The sequence below is a fragment of the Trinickia sp. LjRoot230 genome (assembly GCF_964253315.1).
GTDB lineage: Bacteria > Pseudomonadota > Gammaproteobacteria > Burkholderiales > Burkholderiaceae > Trinickia.
Window position 1 is genome coordinate 685193 of sequence record NZ_CAXUQX020000002.1, and the last position, 18963, is coordinate 704155.

Annotated in this window: 20 protein-coding genes and 1 pseudogene; 5 read left to right on the forward strand and 16 right to left on the reverse strand. The window is 61.1% G+C overall.

Translation table 11 applies throughout. The features are described from left to right. Positions 1–70: 70 nt before the first annotated feature. The 7 genes and pseudogenes from ligD to ACSQ20_RS22115 form a co-directional block, all read right to left on the reverse strand. Positions 71–2878 carry a DNA ligase D gene (gene ligD / locus ACSQ20_RS22085; protein WP_436025813.1) on the reverse strand — a complete coding sequence of 936 codons (2808 nt, stop codon included), beginning with the start codon at positions 2876–2878 and terminating at the stop codon, positions 71–73. Positions 2879–2958: 80 nt separating this feature from the next. Beyond that, positions 2959–3774 (reverse strand): annotated as a pseudogene (locus ACSQ20_RS22090) (Ku protein); the annotation flags it as partial. A 123-nt stretch (positions 3775–3897) separates the two neighbouring features. Further along, positions 3898–4056, reverse strand: a complete 159-nt coding sequence (locus tag ACSQ20_RS22095; protein WP_436024217.1) for a DUF1328 domain-containing protein — start codon at positions 4054–4056, stop codon at positions 3898–3900. Positions 4057–4194: 138 nt separating this feature from the next. Continuing rightward, positions 4195–4800, reverse strand: coding sequence for a hypothetical protein (locus ACSQ20_RS22100; RefSeq protein WP_436024219.1), 606 nt, complete (start codon positions 4798–4800; stop codon positions 4195–4197). A gap of 73 nt (positions 4801–4873) precedes the next feature. Continuing rightward, the gene (locus ACSQ20_RS22105) at positions 4874–5152 is read right to left on the reverse strand and encodes a DUF1488 domain-containing protein (protein ID WP_436024220.1); all 279 of its coding nucleotides are present in this window, start codon (positions 5150–5152) and stop codon (positions 4874–4876) included. Between the two features lie 36 nt (positions 5153–5188). Then, positions 5189–5746: a type 1 glutamine amidotransferase domain-containing protein gene (locus ACSQ20_RS22110; RefSeq protein ID WP_436024222.1), complete on the reverse strand. Its 558-nt coding sequence runs from the start codon at positions 5744–5746 to the stop codon at positions 5189–5191. 95 nt (positions 5747–5841) lie between these two features. Then, positions 5842–6387, reverse strand: a complete 546-nt coding sequence (locus ACSQ20_RS22115) for a ferritin-like domain-containing protein (RefSeq protein ID WP_436024224.1) — start codon at positions 6385–6387, stop codon at positions 5842–5844. Between the two features lie 237 nt (positions 6388–6624). On the opposite strand from ACSQ20_RS22115, the gene ACSQ20_RS22120 reads away from it, so the two are divergent. Then, positions 6625–7017 carry a DUF3175 domain-containing protein gene (locus ACSQ20_RS22120; RefSeq protein ID WP_436024228.1) on the forward strand — a complete coding sequence of 131 codons (393 nt, stop codon included), beginning with the start codon at positions 6625–6627 and terminating at the stop codon, positions 7015–7017. A gap of 14 nt (positions 7018–7031) precedes the next feature. Beyond that, on the forward strand, positions 7032–8375 hold the full coding sequence (locus tag ACSQ20_RS22125; protein ID WP_436024231.1) for a cation:proton antiporter: 1344 nt from the start codon (positions 7032–7034) through the stop codon (positions 8373–8375). Here ACSQ20_RS22125 and ACSQ20_RS22130 read toward each other — a convergent pair. Together ACSQ20_RS22130 and ACSQ20_RS22135 are read right to left on the reverse strand one after the other, a co-directional pair. Further along, positions 8372–8938, reverse strand: a complete 567-nt coding sequence (locus ACSQ20_RS22130; RefSeq protein WP_436024233.1) for a hypothetical protein — start codon at positions 8936–8938, stop codon at positions 8372–8374. The two genes, ACSQ20_RS22125 and ACSQ20_RS22130, sit on opposite strands and share 4 nt — an antisense overlap. Positions 8939–9039: 101 nt before the next feature. Beyond that, positions 9040–9531, reverse strand: a complete 492-nt coding sequence (locus tag ACSQ20_RS22135) for a response regulator (protein WP_436024235.1) — start codon at positions 9529–9531, stop codon at positions 9040–9042. Between the two features lie 184 nt (positions 9532–9715). Here ACSQ20_RS22135 and ACSQ20_RS22140 point away from each other — a divergent pair, with 184 nt between their 5' ends. Next, positions 9716–10570, forward strand: a complete 855-nt coding sequence (locus ACSQ20_RS22140; RefSeq protein ID WP_436024236.1) for a MipA/OmpV family protein — start codon at positions 9716–9718, stop codon at positions 10568–10570. Between the two features lie 30 nt (positions 10571–10600). Here ACSQ20_RS22140 and ACSQ20_RS22145 read toward each other — a convergent pair whose 3' ends face one another. From ACSQ20_RS22145 to ACSQ20_RS22165, 5 genes are read right to left on the reverse strand one after another with little or no spacing between them, the layout of a single operon-like run. Continuing rightward, positions 10601–12079: an efflux transporter outer membrane subunit gene (locus ACSQ20_RS22145; RefSeq protein WP_436024238.1), complete on the reverse strand. Its 1479-nt coding sequence runs from the start codon at positions 12077–12079 to the stop codon at positions 10601–10603. Between the two features lie 17 nt (positions 12080–12096). Further along, positions 12097–13236: an ABC transporter permease gene (locus ACSQ20_RS22150; protein ID WP_436024240.1), complete on the reverse strand. Its 1140-nt coding sequence runs from the start codon at positions 13234–13236 to the stop codon at positions 12097–12099. After that, on the reverse strand, positions 13233–14195 hold the full coding sequence (locus ACSQ20_RS22155) for an ABC transporter ATP-binding protein (RefSeq protein ID WP_436025815.1): 963 nt from the start codon (positions 14193–14195) through the stop codon (positions 13233–13235). Before ACSQ20_RS22155 ends, ACSQ20_RS22150 begins: the two co-directional genes overlap by 4 nt. Positions 14196–14200: 5 nt before the next feature. Beyond that, positions 14201–15139, reverse strand: a complete 939-nt coding sequence (locus ACSQ20_RS22160; RefSeq protein ID WP_436025817.1) for an HlyD family secretion protein — start codon at positions 15137–15139, stop codon at positions 14201–14203. 23 nt (positions 15140–15162) lie between these two features. Beyond that, positions 15163–15852: a TetR/AcrR family transcriptional regulator gene (locus tag ACSQ20_RS22165; RefSeq protein ID WP_436024242.1), complete on the reverse strand. Its 690-nt coding sequence runs from the start codon at positions 15850–15852 to the stop codon at positions 15163–15165. Positions 15853–16116: 264 nt separating this feature from the next. Between ACSQ20_RS22165 and ACSQ20_RS22170 the strand changes: the two genes are divergently transcribed. Further along, entirely contained in the window at positions 16117–16521 is a 405-nt protein-coding gene (locus ACSQ20_RS22170) for a response regulator (protein ID WP_436024244.1), read from the forward strand. Between the two features lie 25 nt (positions 16522–16546). On the opposite strand, the gene ACSQ20_RS22175 is transcribed toward ACSQ20_RS22170, so the two are convergent. Together ACSQ20_RS22175 and ACSQ20_RS22180 are read right to left on the reverse strand one after the other, a co-directional pair. Further along, complete coding sequence (locus tag ACSQ20_RS22175; protein WP_436024246.1) at positions 16547–17014, reverse strand: universal stress protein; 468 nt, start codon at positions 17012–17014, stop codon at positions 16547–16549. Between the two features lie 62 nt (positions 17015–17076). Further along, the gene (locus tag ACSQ20_RS22180; RefSeq protein WP_436024248.1) at positions 17077–17769 is read right to left on the reverse strand and encodes a CBS domain-containing protein; all 693 of its coding nucleotides are present in this window, start codon (positions 17767–17769) and stop codon (positions 17077–17079) included. A 278-nt stretch (positions 17770–18047) separates the two neighbouring features. On the opposite strand from ACSQ20_RS22180, the gene ACSQ20_RS22185 reads away from it, so the two are divergent. Beyond that, complete coding sequence (locus tag ACSQ20_RS22185) at positions 18048–18959, forward strand: TIGR00730 family Rossman fold protein (protein WP_436024250.1); 912 nt, start codon at positions 18048–18050, stop codon at positions 18957–18959. Positions 18960–18963 lie beyond the last annotated feature (4 nt).

Below are 18963 nucleotides of genomic sequence, written 5' to 3' on the forward strand. Positions count from 1 at the left end.
CTCCATCATGCGTTGAACCGAGCCGAAAACAACACGCAAGATGCAGACCCGCCCCTCGGGCGATCCGGCTTTACGACATGCCGAGCCGTTCGCGCATCTCGCGCGTAATGCGCTGCCTCGTTCCGGCATAGTCGGCCCATGGGTCCGCGCGCAGCGCATCGAGCCGCTCGTGAACGTTTTGCATCGTCCATTGCGCGCCGCCTGTCGTATGCTCCACCTCGTCCCAGGCGAGCGGCACCGATATGCCCATGCCGGCACGAGCCCGCGGCGAATAGGCGACGATCGTGCTCGAGCCGCGGTTGTTACGTAGATAGTCGACGAAAATCCGCCCATGCCGGTTTTGCGCGCCCATCTTCGCGCTGAAGCGATCGGGCAGCGTCGCGGCCATATGTTGCGCCGCCGCCTGAGCGAACGCCTTCACTTCGTCCCAACCCGCCTGCTTCGCGAGCGGCACGACCACATGCAACCCTTTGCCGCCGCTGGTCTTGCACCACGACTCGAGCCCCAACTCGCCAAGCAGCGAGCGCGTGAGCAACGCGGCTTCGATCATCCGATCCCAACCGAGCTTCGGGTCGGGATCGAGGTCGAACACGACGCGGTCGGGCTTCTCGATGCTGGAGGCCACCGCATTCCAGGTATGCAACTCGACCGCTCCCATTTGCGCCGTGCCGATCAACGCTTCGATGCTGTCGATGGTCAGCAGCGGAGGGCGGCCCGGATCTAGCCCTTCGTGTTGCGTGATATTCGGAATTTCGAGGCGGCTCGTCGTGTGTTTCTGAAAGAACAACTCGCCTTCGATGCCCTCCGGTGCGCGCACGAGTGCGACGGGCCGGCTCTTTAGATGCGGCAAGATCCACGGTGCCACCCATTCGAAGTACCGCGCCAAGTCGATCTTGCGCGCGCCGGTCGTTCGATCGATGACGCGTTCGGGATGGGAAATGCGTACACCCGCGACGCTGTCCTCGGCCTTGCCAGAATGCTTTGCCGCAGCCGCAACGCGATGTTGGTCGGTGCGACTGGCATGACCTCGCGTGCGTCCGTCTGCGCCCGCTGCTTGCGATGATTGCTGCTTCACGGCATCTCCTTGTTGCGGCACCTGCTGCGGTACCTCCTGCGTAATCTCGCGCGCGGGCTTGTCGCGCCGCAAGCTGATGAACGACGCCTGACGAACGATCCGCTCGCTGGTCCATTCCGCGAAATTGCACTCGGCCACCAGTTCCGGCTTGACCCAGTGGACCGGCGCGCGGCTGCGCTCCTGAGGCATATCGGCGAACGGCATCTGCTTGGTTTCGCGCGCGTCGAGTTCTTTTTTGATCATCCGCAGTGTCGCGGCATCAAAGCCCGTGCCGACGCGGCCCGCATAACGGAGCTTGCCGTTCAGATCGTGGATGCCGAGCAACAGCGCACCAAAACCCGATCGGCTCCCGGAAGGCTCGGTAAAGCCGCCGATGATGAACTCCTGGCGCCTTCGACAACGCAGCTTGATCCATGCACCGCTGCGCGTCGATGTATAGCGGCTGTCCCGCCGCTTGCCGACGATGCCCTCCAATGCCATCTCACATGCGCTGCGCAGCAAGTCGTTGGCGTCGAGCGCGAAGTCCTCGGAAAAACGCAAGGCGTCCTGCTCGGTGTTTTCCATCAATGCCCGCAGCAACGCGCGGCGTTGCACAAGCGGAACATCGCGCAAGTCGTAGCCGTTCAAATAAGGCAGGTCGAAAAGAAAAAAGACGATCTCCTGCGGACGGTTGGCATCGAATGCGTTTTGCAACGCTTGAAAACTTGGCACGCCGCGCGCGTCGAGCACGGTCGCTTCACCATCGATCCAGGCCGTCTCGACGTCAAGCGCACCGAGCGCCTCCGTTTGCCTGCTGAATTTCGCGGTCCAGTCCAAGCCGCTGCGCGTGAAGACGCGCACAGGTTTGGCAGCGCGTCGATCGATGCGCGTCAGCATCCGGTACCCGTCGAATTTTATTTCGTACACCCAATCATCACCGTGCGGCACCGTGTCGACGAGCGTCGCCAGCTGGGGCTTGAGCGATGCGGGCAATGCGGCCTTGACCGCGCCTTCGATGGCAGGCGAATGGGCAAGCTCGCGCAACGACTCACCGCTGCGTGTAGCCACGATGTCGGGGCGTCTGCTATTCGATGCGCCCGCATGAGGTGCGTTGGCCGGCGCAGCCAATTTGCCTCGCGCGGCTCCATCGCCGCGCTTGGTGCCCTTGGTGCCTTGGCTCGCGGCAGTAACCTTCGGACTCCTAACGGCTTTACCCGGCTTATCGGCTCTAGCAGGCCCGTGCCCATTTCCGAGTACGCTGCCAGGCCGGTCTGCCACCACATCGAATTCGCCTTCACTGCGCGCCTCGTCATCGCGCTCCTTGATCAACAACCACTGCTCTTTGTCGCCGCTGCCGCGCATGCCGCTGCGCACGAGCATCCAGCCGCCGTGCAACTTCTCGCCGTCGAGTGTGAACTTGATCCGGCCTGCCTCGTACGCCTTGCGTGCCGCTTCGGCGCCGCCCGCGGGCGCCCACGTGCCGCGATCCCACACGATCACGGTGCCTGCACCGTAATTCCCCTCGGGAATCTCGCCTTCGAACGAACCGTATTCGATCGGATGATCTTCGACATGCACAGCGAGACGCTTGACCGAAGGGTCCAGGCTCGGCCCCTTCGGCACCGCCCATGATCGCAGCGTGCCATCAAGTTCGAGCCGGAAATCGTAATGCAATCGCCGCGCATGATGCTCCTGAATGACGAACGAAAGCTGATGTCCGTTACGTTTCGCCACTGGCTTGGCGCGCCGGCGTGCCTCGCCGGCAGGTTCGGGTGTCTCGCCAAAACGGCGCTTCTTGCGATAGGTGTCGAGATTGCCTGCCATGTTCTGCGTCCGCATTCATCGATCGGATAGTGAGCTGCCGCCGCGCCGGCAGTGCTCGTTCGGTGGTCGTTCAGCGCTCATGCTGCGTGCTTACCGCGTCCCCGCCCGAGGCTACGCTTGAGCAGGTCGGACAGGTCGAGCACATCGGCCGTGGCGCGCGTGCGCGCAGGCGCTTTCGCTCCTTCGCTGATTTCGCGCGTCTTACCCTCGTGAACCTTCTTGTCGACGAGCGCAAGGATCTCGTCGCGAAACGTATCGTGATACTGCGACGGGTCCCACGATTCGGTCATGTCCTCGATCAACTTCTTCGCCATGTCGATCTCGCGCGCATTCACGCCGGCTTTTTTGGAGTCGGCGGGCGGTAGCGTCAGCTCGTCAATGGCCAGCACTTCGCCGCCCCAGCGCAGCGTGTTGAGCGCAAGCACCGGCCCCGCTGGAACCAACGCCGCCAGATGCTGCTTGTTATGCAGTACCACGCTGGCAATGCCGATCTTGCCGGTTTGTGCGAGCGCCTCGCGCAATAGCGCATAGGCCTTCTTGCCTTGCCGCTCGGGCACCAGATAGTAGGGCGTGTCGAGATAGAGGAACGAAACAGCGTAGGCCTCGACGAACGACAAGATATCGACGGTCTGGGTCGATTCGGGGCTCGCGGCCCGAATTTCCTCGTCGGCCAGCAAGACGTATTGGCCTTTTTCGTACTCGAAACCGCGCACGATATTTTCGCGGCGTACTTCCTTGCCGGTGCGCTTGTTGATCTGCTTGTAGCCGACAGGGTCGGCCGTCTCCTTATCGATCAGATTAAAGCTCGTGCGCTCGGGGCGCGTTGCCGGATGCAACTGCACCGGCACATTGACGAGACCGAAACTGATCGCTCCTCTCCATATGACGCGTGACATGTCGGCTCCTTCGGTTCCGGGCCTGTTCACGCAACAGGCGGTCGACAAGAGACGAGCATGAAACGCGCCACACGGTAACGCCGGCCGCGGCCCTGACCGGACGCATTTTCGTCGATTGCGCCGTCAGCGGAATACGCCGATGAGCAGCGTGGCCAGGAAGATCACAACGAAAATGAAGAACAGGATCTTGGCGATTTCAGCGGCACCCGCCGCGATCCCGGTGAAGCCGAACACGGCCGCAATAAGCGCAACGATGAAAAAAATAACGGCATATCGAAGCATGAATTCCTCCTGATGACGAGCCGGTTCGCCGGCAACTCGAATCATGTGACCGGTCGCAACCGAGTGCGCAACCCCATGCGCAATAGCAGGCATGCAACAGTCATGCCCATGCCGTGAACGACGGCTGCCGTCGCTGCATCATCGGTTCGTACGCGGCTCGCCTGCGGGCACGCTCGGACGCGGCTCGTCGATCACCTCGACATCCTTGGTCGGATCGAAGTCGGCCCACCGGCCTTGCTGCCAACGCCCGTGTGCGCGCTCGATCTCGAGGCTGCCGGCTTCACGCAGCACGCGTGCGGCCGTTTGCTGATTGTCCGGGCTCACATGGACGGCCACGAGCACCCCTGAATCGCGCGATTCGCGCGCCAACATTTCATCAGGCACCTTGCCTCCGCCACGCGTGTGCGTCATCGCGCCGAGCAGCGAGCCAACATAAGCGCCAACGCCAGCCGCAACGATCAACACCAGAAACGGCGCGGAGGAAAACGCGCCGAGCAGTGCGACGCCGACCGCAGCACCCGCCGCCGCGCCGATCACGCCGCCCTTGCCAGCCCCTACCGACGCACGCGACGCTTGGGGATCGGCGAACTCGTCACCGCCCGCCGGCAAGCGCGCGTGCTGACCGCGTGGATTGACAAAGAACAGCGTGACATCCTCGTGAACGAAACCCGCTTCGAAAAGACGTCCCGCTGCCCTTTCGGCTTCATCGAACGTCGTGAAACGACCCGCAACGATCAGCGACATGACATTCCTCCTGCCTGCGCACCGCCATCGGCCCGACGCCGTCGAACGATTAGCAGTACTGACTAAATCAGGCTCATCCGTTTTCGATCCGAAAAAGACCGCTATGCAACATCACGGCCGCGCCGTTGTTGGCTTCGAGCGCGCGTGCGCATACCGCACGGATGCGCTCCTTGCCGGCATCGAACGCGTGCAGAATATCGGCCTCCAGCGGCGAGGGCGCACCGAAGTGGTCTTCGAGCGCTTCCGCCGTAATCGCGCAAGCGAGCTGCACGCCGTCTACCACCGCGTTGAACCTAACCACCATCTGAGCGCCGTCGAAAACCGGCGCTTCGTCGGGGAATCGAACCTGCATGCGTATGCTCGCCTATCGTTTTCGCTTCCCGCCTGTTCAGCGTTGGCGGTTACCTTGCTGCGCCAAATGATCGATGAGTTTCCGGCTGAAGGCAGGAATGTCATCGGGCTTGCGGCTCGTGATGAAGTTATCGTCCTCGACAACCTCTTCATCCACCCATGTCGCGCCCGCATTGCGCAAATCGTCCTGCAAACTCGGCCAGCTCGTCATCGTGTGCCCGTTGACGATCCCAGCCGAAATCGGCAACCAAGCACCGTGGCAGATGACCGCAACGGGCTTATGCGCACTATCGACCGCACGCACGAATGCCTGCGCCTCGGGTACCGTGCGAATCGCATCGCTATTGATCACGCCGCCGGGTAGCACCACCGCGTCGTAATCGTCGGGGTTGACTTGATCGAAAGTCGCGTCGACCGTCGTCATCCCCGCGCGCTCCACATGCCGAAAGCCCTGTATTTGCCCGGGCTTTTTCGATATCACGTGCACCATCGCGCCGACTTCGGAGAGCGCTCGCTTGGGCTCCTCCAATTCGGCTTCCTCGAAACCGTCCGTCGCCAGAATCGCGACCTTGCATCCTTGAAGCGTCTTGGGCATGACTCAACTCCTGGAACAAGTGACGAAGACAACAGCCATCATCGATGGTGCGCAGCAAGCACAATGCCTGCGGCCGCGTCAAAATGCGCCAAAACTCAGCGCTTGGCCGGCAAGCCTGCAAGCAAGTTCGCCATATCGTCAGCATGCTCTTCTTCGACGGCCATGATGGATTCCATCACGCGTCGCGAGGTCGGGTCTCGCCCGCCGAGGTACTCGATAATTTCGCGATAGCTGTCGATGGCAACACGCTCGGCCACGAGATCTTCCTTGATCATGTCCTCCAGCGACACGCCTTCGACATACTCGGCATGGCTGCGCGTCAGCAGCCCGTCCGGCGAGAAGTTCGGCTCGCCTCCAAGCTGGACGATGCGCTCGGCGAGCTGATCGGCATGGCCGAGTTCCTCCTGCGCATGCTGCAGGAATTCGTCGGCGACACTTTTCGAATGAATACCTTTCGCCATGAAGTAATGCCGGCGATAACGCAGCGTGCAGACGATTTCGGTGGCCAAGGCATCATTGAGCAGCTTGAGAACCGTATCGCGATCGGCCTTGTATCCGGCGGTCACCGCACCTTCGGCGACATGTTCGCGTGCCCTTCTTCGGATCTCCTTCACGTCGGTCAGAAACGGTTGTTGCGCCATCTTGCTCTCCATCGATTGAATGGGTTGAATTAACTAAACACTGTGGCCGCGTCACCGCAGGCGCTCAGCGCGCAAACAGAACGGCTCCATCAACATGCAGTTTGGCTTTACCGAGCATTAAGCGCGCCAGATTCCGTTGAAAACCTGGCAACGGCTGCGGGCATAGGCTTTGCGCCGCAAGCGAAGAAAAGTTTTCCACGCGAAGTGAACACCCTATTTGTCAGAAAGGCACGCCAAATGGCTCAATCCTCCACCCCTCATTCGTCGACGCGCCGCCGCGCCGGCCGTCCTGCCCGCCAACGTCATACGCACGCCGCTGCACACGCCGCAAACAGCAAGCAGCATTCACACCAAGCACCGCACCGGTGGTCGCATGAGGTCATGCAAAAGAGCGATGCGCTCGATCTCGAATCCGGCATCTTCAAATCGGGTAGTGCAGAGGAAATCGCCAAATCGCTGAAGCGTTCGTCGCTTGCCAGCAAACGGCGTCGCGGCACGCCGTTTCAGTCGGCGATGTCGATGCTCAACTTCTATTTGAATCGCGCAGGCAAGAACTTGCCCAAGACACGCCGCCGCACATTGGAAAGCGCGAAAGGCAAACTGCGCGAAGCATTCGGCCGTTCGCGATAACCGCCACCCACGACATGTACGAGACGATCTGGGCCCTTGTCGTTGGCGGCATGTTCGTCGGGATGGGCATCGCCAGTTCGCTTTTTAAACGGCTGCCTTTAACCGGCGCCATGTTGTATCTGATCGCAGGCTATGCGCTGGGTCCACCAGGCGCGGGCCTCATTGCGCTCGATCTCGAGGCCCACGCGCATGTGATCCGCTTGTGCAGCGAAGTCGCGCTGCTGGCGTCACTGTTTGCTATCGGGCTGCGCCTGCGTGTGCCGCTTTCCGATTCACTGTGGATGCTGCCCCTGCGGCTCGGCGTCGTGGCGATGATTTTGACGGTGCCGATGATCGCGGCACTCGGCGCTTGGGGGCTGGGTCTTGCGTGGAGTTCGGCATGGCTGCTCGGCGCGATGTTGGCACCGACCGACCCGGTGCTCGCGCACGACGTGCAAGTCAAGGATGCGAACGATCTCGACCGCGTGCGGTTTGCGCTCTCTGGCGAAGGCGGGCTCAACGATGGGATAGCACAACCGTTCACCCTCATCGCGCTTGCCTGGAGCGTCGCCGCACCTGATTTCGGCAGCCCGCGGCACGTCGCCGAGTTGATCGGCTCGACGCTTTGGGGCGTTTTGGGCGCGGTTGCGGTCGGTGCGCTGCTCGGCTTTGCGACCACGCATGCGGTTGCTTGGCTACGCACGCGCTATGCGCAGGCGCTCGGGTTGGAAGGCTTTTTCGCGCTTGGGCTAATCGAGCTTTCGTACGGTGTGGCGCAACTGCTCCATACGTTCGGCTTTCTCGCCGTGTTCGCGGCTGGCGTGGCAATGCGTAGCGTCGAGCATCGTGCGACGGGCGAGCGCACACCGCAAGATGCGATTGGTGCCATCGATTCGGCCGACGTGGCGGCCACCGCTGCGCATCCCGACAAGGCACATGCCTACATGGCCGAATCGGTGCTCCGCTTTACGATCGAACTCGAACGCATCGCTGAAATGGCGATGATGATAATCGTCGGCAACCTGCTCGCCACGCAACAGATGCCAATGGTTACGTGGCGCAGTGCGGTGCTCGTCATTGGGCTCTTTTGCATCGTGCGCCCGATTGCCGTCGAGCTTTCCCTGCTCGGATCATGTGCGTTCGCGTCGGAGCGACGCATGATGAGCTGGTTTGGCATCCGCGGCATCGGCACACTTTACTACCTCGCTTATGCGATCGAGCATCGTCCCACGCCCGAAATCAAGGCGCTCGCGCCACTGGCATTGGCCGTTCTCACGGCTTCCGTATTCGTACACGGCGTTTCGGCAACGCCGCTGATGAAGCAGTATCAGCGCCGCCGCGCCCGGCGCGTGGCGCATTCGCACGAGGGCAACGGCTAATCTGCCGGATCGACGGGGATCGTTTCGGGATGCGCGAGCGTCCGATAGCGTGGCGGCGCGGCGACATCGTCTGTCGTCTCATCGATTACCCGCTCGACGTCGGCCGTTTTCGCCAGTTCAGACAGGAGTGTCTTTCTATCGAAACCGGCGGCAACACAGCCTTGCACGTAGACAAAACGTCGTTGCAGCATAATCCACAGCGTCGAACGCTCCTTCCAATTTGTTGAAGGTTCGATATTCGCGAGCCGTCGCTTGAGCGCCTCCTCGATCTCCTTGTCGTACAGGTAGCCATTGGGCAAGCGGCATCGTCCCTCCAACCAACAGCTATTGCCGCGCTCGATGCGATAGTGGCTTTCGCCGAGCCACTCCTGCTCCGTCTCGAGTGGCCCTAGCGGAATGGGGCAGGCTTGTACCGCATGTGAAATCGCGAAGAAAGGATCGTTACCGCGATTCAAGCGCTTAGCGTCGCCAGCAATGGCGAGCCGGCTCGTCAATACCAATGCGAACGAGAACGCAAAGATAATTAACGCTATGCAAGCGGCCACCATTCGCAAATGCTTCATCGAATTGCGCTCCGATATACATATATGTCGCGCGATTTGAACATGAGCGCCTATGCTTGACAATATGCCGCCGCGTGCAGGACATGCGCCTTTCGATTCCGCTATTCGAACATGTCAGTCGGCCGGCCGTCCGGGTGCACGCCGTTCGCGATACCGCCGTCGCTCGCGAATTCGAGCACACGCAAAATCAATTGCGGCGTAAGTGGCTTGGCGCAATGCGCGTCGAACCCGGCCTGTCTCGCGCGCTGTCGGTCATATGACGATGCGTATCCGCTGCACGCGATCAACACGATATGCGCGGTCGCCGGGTCGGCGCGCAAGCGGCGCGCGAGCTCGAGGCCGTCGATACCGGGCATTGCGATATCGAGCATCGCGGCAAACGGCTGCCACTCGCGCGCGATGGCGCAGGCTTCGAGCGAATCGCTCGTCGCGCGGCATTCGAAGCCATCGGCATCAAGCAAAAGTTGCAATGCCTCGGCGGCATCGTGGTAGTCGTCCACGACAAGCACACGGCGGTGATCGGCCATGGCGGGCCGGAAGGTACGCCACAACACTACGTCTTCGCTGGCATCGGGCTCGGGGCGGTGGATCACGGACTCCTCCGATGTGGCAAATCAAGTCAGCCGGCGTTTGAGCAGGCGTCTCGGCGCAAGCACTTGCCGCTGCAAGATACGAACCTGCACACGTAGGTGAATTTCGGCATGCAGATTGCTGCCGGTTCTGGCACGATTCATGTCGTAGCGCGGCACTTGATAAGCACACAATAAGGAACGAGCTATGTCGATTACCATCGCGGCACCGCGTCTTGTCGTTGCTGGCCTCGTAAGCGCGGCGCTGATGCCCGAGCCGGCAGCCGCCCAAACGCCTTCGCCGCTCGCGCAGTGGCAGTATTCGGCCGGCATCACACTCGAGCAGATGTTTTCGCCGACGCTACCCACTTGGCGCATCCGCGTCGGCCCCTCGGTCAGCTTTCAGCCTCGCTACGACGGTGCGAGCCGCTATCACGTGCTCGCCGGACCGACGCTCGACGTCCGGTATCGCGACCGCTTCTTTCTATCGACAGGAGAAGGCCTCGGCGTGAACCTGTTGACGGGGCCGAACTGGCGCACGGGCGTCGCGATCTCGTACGACCTCGGCAGGCGCGCCGCCGACGATCCTGACCACCTACGCGGTATGAACAACATCAATCCGGCGCCTTCCGTCCATCTGTTCGGCGAATACATCGTGTCGAAGTCGTTCCCACTCGTGATGCGCGCGGACGTTCGGCGTAGCCTCGGCGGCGATAACGGCTGGGTTGGGGACCTCGGCGCGTACATGCCGATGCCGGGCAGTTCGGAAGTATTCAACTGGTTTGCCGGGCCGACGGTGACCTTTGCCGACTCGCGTTATATGAACAGTTGGTTCGGCGTGAACGCTGCCGAATCGGCACGTTCGGGCTTGCGCCAATATCACGCGTCGGCCGGTGTCAAGTCGGCGGGATTCGGCGTCGCGGCCACGTGGATGCCGCGCAAGCATTGGCTTATCACCGGCAATGTCGCGTATCAGCAGTTGGTAGGCTCGGCGGCGGATAGCCCGATCACGCAACGACGCGGCTCCGGCGCGTTCGACCTGAGCGTCAATTACGAGTTCTAGGGTCTTTTTATAGGTACATCGACGTGGCGCTCATTGCAACGGCGCACCGCCCAGCGATTGAAACAACGCAGCCGTATCGGACAACCGGTCGGCCTGAGCCTTCGCGCGCGCAAGCTTCGTTTGCAGCACTTGGCGGTTGGCATCGACAACAGCGAATTGACTGATGCCGCCCGCGGTATAGCGTGCCGTGTCGATGCGCAAATTCGTCTGGGCCTCGACGAATGCCGCGTCTTGCGCACGCAGCGCATCGGCGTCACTTTGCACGGCGCGCAACGCATCCGCCACTTGCTGCAACGCCTGCAGCACAGTCTGGCGATAATCGGCGAACGCTGCGTCGTAAGCGGCCAGCGCCGCACGCCGCTGAGCCCGCAGCGCACCGCCATGGAATATCGGTTGAGTAAGGCCCAGCCCCACGTTCCATATATTGAGGCTCTTCACGATATCTTCGACGTGCGTTCGTTCGGAACCTGCTGATGCCGAGATTACGAACTTAGGGTAAAGGTTTGCGGTCGCCACGCCGATCTTCGCACTCGCCTGATGCAGCACCGCTTCGGACGCACGTATATCCGGCCGCTCGCGCGCAAGTGTCGACGGCAATGTGAGCGGCAACGTCTGGGGCAGCGTGAGCGAATCGAGTGGGAGCTCGCCAAGCTGCGCCTCGGCCGGCGAACTGCCAAGCAGCACGGCCAGCCGATGCTCGGTCTGCGCAAGCTGCACCGTGAGCGGCGACAACGTCGCATGAGTTTGTGCAAGCAGCGTGCGTTGCGCGTGCACGTCCAGCTCGGCGATGCCACCTGCTGCCAAACGCCGCTCCATCATTGCGAGTTGTTGCGCTTGCGCTGCCTCGAGGTCCTGCGTCAACGCAAGCTGTTGCTGCAACGAGGCGCGTCTGATCGCAGCCGACACCACATTCGCCGCCAGCGTTAGCCGCGCCGCATCGAGTTCGAAAGCCGCATAGTCGACCTCGGCGCGCGTGGCTTCGAGCGAACGTCGATTGCCGCCGAAGATATCGAGCGCGTAGGAGACGCTCACCGACGCATCGTAAAGCGTGAAAGGTCCGGGGTTTTGCGCATTCGCAATGCCGAACGAAGCAAGATCGACCTGCTTGCGCGTGGCCGATACGCTCGCGTCGACGCTCGGCAACCACGTCTGCCCCGCTTGAGATCGATAGGACTCCTTAGCTTCCAGCAGGCGAGCTCGCGCAGCATCGAGCGTGGGACTATGGCGCAGCGCCTCGTCGACGAGCCGGTTCAACTCGTCCGATTGAAAGCGCGTCCACCATGCCCCCGGCATCGTCTCGGCCGCGACAAAATGCTGTGCTGAACCGGCAGAGCCGCTGGACGACGCCGTCACCGCAGTCGTCGGCGGCAATATGCCACGCGTATAGCCCTGCGCCGACGGTCCGGCGGGTGAGTGAAAATCGGGGCCAACGGCACAACCGCTCAATGCAAGAGCAAACCCGAAAACAACTGCAAAAACAATCATGCGTGAAAGCCCGAGCCGTTTCATCGCGTTATTCCTGATGACTAATCGAGCGTGCGTCGATAAAAGCGCACCGCAATGCCCATGACGACGAGCGTAAAAACAACGAGCGGCCAAATCGAAGGCCACATTTCAGTCCAGCCAATGCCTTTGAGCAAAATGCCGCGTGTAAGCCGCGTGAAATACGTGAGGGGCAGCACATTACCGATGTATTGCGCCCACACCGGCATGCCCGCGAACGGGAACAGAAAACCCGACAGCAAAATATTCGGCAGAAAATAGAAGAAGCTCAGTTGCATGCCCTGCAGTTGATTTTGCGCAACCGACGACAACGTGATGCCGACTGTCAAATTGGCAGCGATAAAAAACAATGAGGCAACATACACGGCCAAAAGGCTTCCGGCGAACGGCACATGAAAGACGAGGCTCGCCGCAACGAGAATGATCGTTACCTGCAACACGCCGATGAAGATGTACGGCACGATTTTTCCGGTCATGACCTCGAGCGGTTGCACGGGCGTTGCGAGCAAATTTTCCATCGTGCCCCGCTCGCGCTCGCGCGTGACGGCAAGCCCTGTCATCATGACCATCGTCATCGTCAGAATGACGCCGATCAGCCCCGGCACGACGTTGTATTGCGTGATGCCTTCCGGGTTGTAGAGCCGATGCACCACGACATCGAACGCAGCAGGCTTGCCGTTCAAGTGAGCCAGCGGGCCTTTCAAATCCTTGTTTAGGGCCGGCTGCACGAGCCCCGTCAATGCCTGTAGCGCGGAGCTGGTCGCCACCGGGTCCGTCGCATCGGCCTCCAGCAGCAGCGACGGCCGCTCGCCACGCAGTAAGCGCCGCGAAAAATCGATGGGCACGCTGAGCACGAACTGGACGTCGCCGCGGTCCAGTGCGCGGCGCCCGGCCGCCTCGTCAGGCAGATTTTGAATAACATCGAAATAAGCCGAATTCTTCAATGCCGCCACGAAACTGCGCGAGAACGGGCTTTGATCGGAAACGACTACGGCGGTGGGCAAGTGCTTCGGATCGGTATTGATTGCGAAGCCGAACAATGCGAGTTGAATGATAGGAATACCGACGATCATCGCGAACGTCACGCGATCGCGCCGCAGTTGCAAAAACTCCTTGCGCACGATGGCCCACCAGCGCTCGACGGAAAACGTCACGCGGCTCATGATGTTTCGCCGCGCGCAGACGCGCGCTTCATCATGTAGATGAATACATCTTCCAGGCCCGTCGGGATGGGTGCGATGCGCAGTGATGCACCGTCCTCATGTGCCACTTTCTCAAGCGTTGCGGCAACCGTGTCACGATCGCTGCCGCTCACATGCAACGCGGCGCCGAACACCACCGTCTGATCGATCCCGGGCATCGTCTTCAAGCGCTCCGCCAAATCCGACAGGCCAGCGCCTTCTACCGACCACGTCGATAGATGCTGCGACTGCACCACTTCGGCGGCCGTGCCTTGTGCAAGCAGTGTGCCGCTCGCGATGTACGCGAGCTTGTGGCAGCGCTCGGCCTCGTCCATGTAGTGGGTGCTGACGAGCACGGAGATGCCAAGCGCCGCCAGGCGATGCAATTCTTCCCAGAACTCGCGACGTGCGTTTGGATCGACACCAGCAGTCGGCTCGTCGAGCAATAACAGCTTCGGCTCGTGCAACATACAAGCGGCCAACGCGAGCCGCTGCTTCCATCCTCCCGATAGTGAACCCGCAAGCTGATCCGCGCGATCGGCAAGACCAAGCGATTCGATCGACCGTGCCACCACAGCCTTGCGGTTCGGCATCTGATAGACATGCGCGACGAAATCCAGGTTTTCTCGAATCGAGAGATCCTCCCAATACGAAAAGCGCTGCGTCATGTAGCCCACGCGTCGCTTGATCTCGCCGCTCTCGCGCACGATGTCGTAGCCCAGGCACGTGCCGCTGCCGGAATCCGGCGTAAGGAGCCCGCACATCATGCGTATCGAGGTGGTCTTGCCACTGCCGTTCGGCCCAAGAAAACCGAATATTTCCCCGCGCCGCACTTGCAGCGACATGTCTTTGACGACGTGCTTCTGGCCAAAGTGCTTGTTGAGACCGTGTACGTCAATCGCGTATTCGCTGCCACGCTGATTTTCGGCCGCTTCATTCATTTCCGTCATCGCAGGCGCACCTCTACCGGCTGCCCCGGATGAAGCTTCGGCGCATCGCCCACCGACGGATGCGCTTGAACCATGAAAACGAGCTTCGAACGGCGCTCGTTGCTGTAGATGACGGGCGGCGTGTACTCGGCTTCGTTCGAAATATACGTGATCGTTGCGGGTATCTCAGCTGCGCAACCGTCGCAACGAATCACGACCGATCGGCCCGTCGTCAAACTGCCCACCGTGGTCTCGGGTACAAAAAACCGCACCAGAATGTTCTGCGGCGGCAACATTTGAACCACCGGGTTGCCGGCTTGCACCCATTCGCCGCTGCGATAGAGCGTGTCGTAAACCACGCCCGCCTGGCGAGTGGCTACGCGCTTTTGGTCTAGCCGCCACTGAGCTTGAACGACAGCCGCCCGCGCGGCATCGACTTGCGCTTGTTGCGCTGCCACTTGCTGCGCACGCCCCGGCAGTTCGGCAACCGTCACTTGGTTCGTCAACTCGCGCACCTGGGCCGCGCTTGCATCGGCTTGTGCGCGTGAATCGTCGAGTTGCGCTTTGGCGATGCCGCCTGCGCGATACTGCGCCTCGTCACGGGCCAATTGCAGTGCAGCTTTGCGCGCGTTCGCAGTGGCCTGCGCAAGCTGTGCCCTCGTGACGTTGACCTCGGGCGCGCGCTTGCCGCTCATCAGGTCCGCCAGTTGCGCGCGCGTTGCGTCAAGCTGATGTTTCGCTTGCTCCAGCGCAGCCGTTTCATTCACTGCTTCGAGCGCAAAGGCGATGGTGCCCGCGCTCAGCGTCTGTCCTCGTCGTACCGCAAGCTGCACGAGCGTGCCCGATTGCGATGACGCCAAATAGACAAACTCGCCTTCCGCGTAGCCTTGCCATCCCTCATCTTGCGCGCGGGTGCATCCGGTTATGGCAACCGCAAAGGCCAGCACCACGAGCATGGCGAAAGGTACTTTGCGCGAGCTCATGCGCGGCTCCGTTTGGTTGCGTGCCTCGGCCGGACAGCGAGCTTGCGCGGCGGCTCGAGGCCGTTCGTCAACAACGCTGTGACGTGTCGATGCAGTGCGTCGCGGCTGATCTTCGGCATGCCGCGTAATGGCTGCCAGACATTCGACGTCGCAAGCGGCAGCATGACAAGTCCCAGTATCGATAGAAACAACAACGCTGGCTCGAGTCCGGGATTGACGCTCCCCTCCTTCTGCGCAGCCCCAACGCGACGCGCAAAACGCATCACGTCGCTCATCGGAATGTGCGCGAGCATACGCGTGCGCAACAGTCCGCCTTCACTGACGATTTCGCGCAGCCAGAGGGCCGGCAGCGACGGCATGCCGCTCGTCATCTCGAACAATCTGTCGATGAGCGCATGGGCGTGCGTAATAGCGTCTGCCTCGAGATCCGCATCCTCCGCTTCGCGTTGCCAGACGAACCGTATCGCCCGCATGATCCGTTCCTCGACCACGACATCAAGTAACGTCTCGCGATTCTTGAAGTAGTAATGGACCATAGCCGAAGTCACGCCAGCCGCAGCCGCGATTTGCGCCATCGTGGTCGTGGCGATGCCCTGTTCCGCAAACAGTTGTATCGCGCAATCGAGCAGGCGTTCACGGCCATCGTGATCGGGCATAGCGCGACGACGCCCACGAGTTTTCGCCATGGCCGACGAGTTCTTGGTCATGCATCGTACATTAATTGATGCGTTAGTTAATTTCAAGGCCGACGATTGCGTTGGAATGGATATTAGCGAATATCTCCAGCGTCAGAATGGTGGTCGGTCTAACACTCAGTGTAGGGTCGCATCCGCGCCAAACGTTTGCCACGATTAACGTGTAGGCGGCATCTGACACGCTCGCATCAATCCCCACAGCGATCCCGGCTTGCGCTGATTTCCGTTGGCCGCGCATTGCGCGACACTAGCCTCATGGAACCGAACCTGCCATTGCCTGCCATCAACGTTTTCCTCGTCGAAGACTACGCGCCCATTCGGGATCGACTTGCCGCCTTGATCGGCTCGGTCGAAGGCGTCAAGATCGTCGGCGTGGCGGACGAACCGGACGCAGCCTTTGCCGGCATCCGTGCGAGCCAACCTCATGTAGTCATCGTCGATTTGCAGCTCAAGTCGGGCGCGAGCGGGCTGACCGTGCTCAAGTGGCTGCGCCAGCATGCACCCGATGCAGCCGCGCTTGTGCTCACCAACACGATCTACCCGCAAATGAACGCCTTGTGTTTCAAGCTCGGCGCGCGCCTGGTGCTCGATAAATCAATGGAAGCGTTGCGCGTGCGCGACGCCGTAATCGAATTAGCGGCGAGCCGAAAGCAGGCTTGATAAACGGGCGCGCAGCGCCGTATGGTCACTGCGCCGGCGTCTCGTCGGGCTCGGCCCGCACGAGCAGCACAGGACAAGCGGAAAAGCGCAGGAACCGCTCCGCCACGCTGCCCAGCACCAGACGTTGCACGCCACGTCGTCCATGCGTACCCATGACTACGAGGTCAGCGCCACAGCGTAATGCGTGGCGCTGCAACGCATTTTCCACGCGATCGCCAATGTTTTCCGTTTCGACGATTTCTTCTTCGCCGACAACGCCGGCCTGACTCAGCGCGTCGTGTGCCTTCGCCAGCGCCGCCTTGCCTTCATCGCGCAATGCGTCAAGCAGCGCTTGGGGGTCGTAGTAGCCGCCGTAGTTGAAAAGCGCGGATTTATCGACGACATAGACGGCATGCACCGTCGCCTTCGCCAGCGCCGCCATGCGCACGGCCTCTTCGATGGCACGCCAGGAAGACGGACTGTCGTCCACGGCCAACATGATGTGCTTATACACGGTCGATCTCCTCGCGTCTCAGACGCGTTTCTTATTGCCAAGCCAGCAAAGTGCGGGCCACATTACATCGTGGGAATGATCGGCGGATATTCGAGGTGGCTCTCGACCCGCTTGACTCCCTGCACCGATTCGGCTGCTGCTCGGATCGCGCAGCTTTCCTCCTCGGATTCGATCACGCCCCACAGATGGACAGTGCCCTCGCTCACGATGACATTCTGTCGCGGCAACGCCCATCTGCGTCCGTGCAGTTCGGTCAGCACCGCATCGCGGATAGCGCGGTCATCGGGCACGCCATGCGATTTTTGCGGCGGCGTGATGCTGGCCAATGCGCGGATCAGATTGGCCCGGCTGACGATGCCGACCAGCTTGCCAGCTTTCAGCACCGGTACACGCTTGATGCCGTGGCGTCCGAGGAGATCAGCAATTTGACCAAGCGGTGCATCGTCGCTCACCGCGATCACGTTCGAACTCATCACATCCTTGACCGTACGGGCGTGTTCTTTCGCATATTCGTGTGCAAGATCGCGAGTGGACGAAAGCAATTCCAGCCACCAGGCACGCCGCGGCGAGCCAGTGCCGATCTCGGCGCGGTGCAGCAGATCCCCTTCGGTGACAACCCCGATCACGACATCGTCTTCATCGACCACAGGCAAGCCGCTGATATGGTTGTCCGCCAGCAGTCTGGCTGCCATATGAATCGTCGTATCCGGCGTAACGGTAATGACGTATGGCGTCATAACGTCTGAAGCACGCATGAGCGTCTCCTTTCCAAATATGCCGATTGCGCGGGACAGCGAGCGCGCGCCGGCGGTTGTGGCGAACATTCTGTCGATCCAGTCCGGAGAATCGTTCTTCGTTTCCCCTCGGCCGAACGCGATGCGTCCCTTCAATATTGACTGTAGGACGCGGCACCACGACGTGCGTTGATGCGCATCAAAGGCACTCGATTACGCCAGCGTGTTGACACCGATCAATCCGCCCCGGAGAAAACACGTCACGATCGTAAGAACATATACCCTCGTCAACAATGAAAATGACTGCCACGTCGAAGCGCTCGACCGATCAACGACTCGCGCGGCTGGTCGCCGAGAGCGGAGAAGACCTCGCAGCTATTGAACGCGTGCGGCATCTGATTGAAAGCCCGAGCTATCGTCCGGCTGACGAGGATCAGTCGTTCCTGCAGCAGCCCGAGATGTGCGGGGTGCGTCTGCAGCTCGATTACTGGAAGACGGAGTCGATTCTGCAAGCGCGCCGCATCGCACATACGATCGTGGTTTATGGAAGCACGCGGTTAATCGAGCCTGCGGCGGCCGAGCGCCGCGTGAGCGCGGCAAAAGAAGCACTGGCGGCGACGCCACACGACGCGGGGCGGCTCAAGGCGCTGCGCGTCGCCGAGCGGCTCGCGGCATCGAGCGGCTTTTACGCTGTCGCGCGCGAGTTCGGCCAGCATATCGGCCGGCTGGCGGCTGGCGGCACCCTCGCACGCACCGCGATCATCACAGGCGGTGGCCCGGGCATCATGGAAGCAGCCAATCGGGGAGCCTTCGAAACCGACGCGCCCAGCATTGGCCTCAATATCGCACTGCCGCACAAACAACTCCCGAATCCCTATCTAAGCCCTGAACTTTGCTTTCAGTTTCACTACTTCGCTATCCGCAAGCTGCATTTACTCGAGCGTGCCAGAGCAGCCGTCTTCTTTCCCGGCGGTTTCGGCACCTGCGACGAATTGTTCGAAGTCCTAACGCTTTTGCAGACTGGCAAGATCAAACCACTTCCTGTCGTGCTGGTCAGCGAGCGCTTTTGGCGGCATGCATTGAATTTCGATTTTCTGATCGATGAGGGCATGATTTCGATGCACGACATCGAGCTCTTTTCGTTCGCCGAAACAGCGACGGACATATGCGCTGCGATCGTCCCGGATGAAAACGATGCCAGCGGCGTGTAGGCGA